The sequence below is a fragment of the Neisseria sp. P0021.S007 genome (assembly GCF_051956855.1).
This window is the reverse complement of the sequence record NZ_JBQCXA010000229.1, coordinates 1-920: the sequence shown is the minus strand read 5'-3', so window position 1 is coordinate 920 and position 920 is coordinate 1. Positions and strand designations below refer to the sequence as shown.

Below are 920 nucleotides of genomic sequence, written 5' to 3'. Positions count from 1 at the left end.
GTGTTTATCCAAAGGGTGGGCTGGTATTCACGACCGTATTGCTCGGGATCGGCTTGATGAATATTGTGCGGCTTAGGCATGATGCCTATGGAGAGCCAACCCAGTTTGTTGGGTGCGACAAAATCTTTTTTGATGTTGTCGCCGATGTAGATGAAACGTTTTGCAGCCAGATATTTGTTTTGCAGGAAGACAAAACGCTTATCGTCGGGTTTTTCCGATTGCATGGCTTCCGAAATCAAAATGTCGTCAAACAAATCGGTCAAACCCAAGGCCTGTATTTTCAAACGCTGTGTCAGACTGCGGCCGTCTGTAATCAGGGCACGTGCGGCAAAAGGGCGCATCAGCTTCCGTAAAAAAGACGGTTCGACATAGGGTCGGATAACAGGCCGGTGTAGTCGATATTGCCACAAAAGTGATTGTTTCTCTAGTTCGTTTAATTTGCAATGATGACACAAATTTTCGAGCCAGTCTTTACTTTTATTGTCTGCAATTTCATTTAGTACGTCGACATTGTATTGCGGGTAAAGCGACGTAATTGTCCCTACAACTGCCTGTATTCCGGAGCATTTGTAGTCGTACTCAGAGTAAAGCGTATCGTCAAGATCGAAGACGATGACGGATTCTTCCGGCTTAATCATGTTCTCTTACCAAAATCTTAGCATCATAACGAAGCATGATTAAATTGTTTTCCCAGTCGTCGGAGAAAGGGATGTCTTGGCCGCCGATGTATTCTTGAATCAGCCAGCCCGGATAGTTGCCGCCTGCAGCGTAAGTCAGCGGGAAACCGCCGCCGAAACGAGGGTTGATTTCCACACCGTAGGTCGTGCTGTCGGTTTTGCTGACGAAGAATTGCGCGGTAATGCAGCCGCGTGCGCCTTCCAATACGGCCATTTTTTCAACCAGCTCTTTATACAGGGCAT

1 protein-coding gene and 1 pseudogene are annotated in these 920 nt (G+C 47.0%); both read right to left on the bottom strand.

Annotated elements, in window-relative coordinates; translation table 11 throughout:
• A partial coding sequence (locus tag ACTHUR_RS12430) for an HAD family hydrolase (protein ID WP_440398788.1) occupies positions 1–638 on the bottom strand: 638 nt, incomplete at its 3' end.
• A pseudogene (locus tag ACTHUR_RS12425) lies at positions 631–920 on the bottom strand (ATP-grasp domain-containing protein); the annotation flags it as partial. The gene ACTHUR_RS12430 and the pseudogene ACTHUR_RS12425, both read right to left, overlap by 8 nt.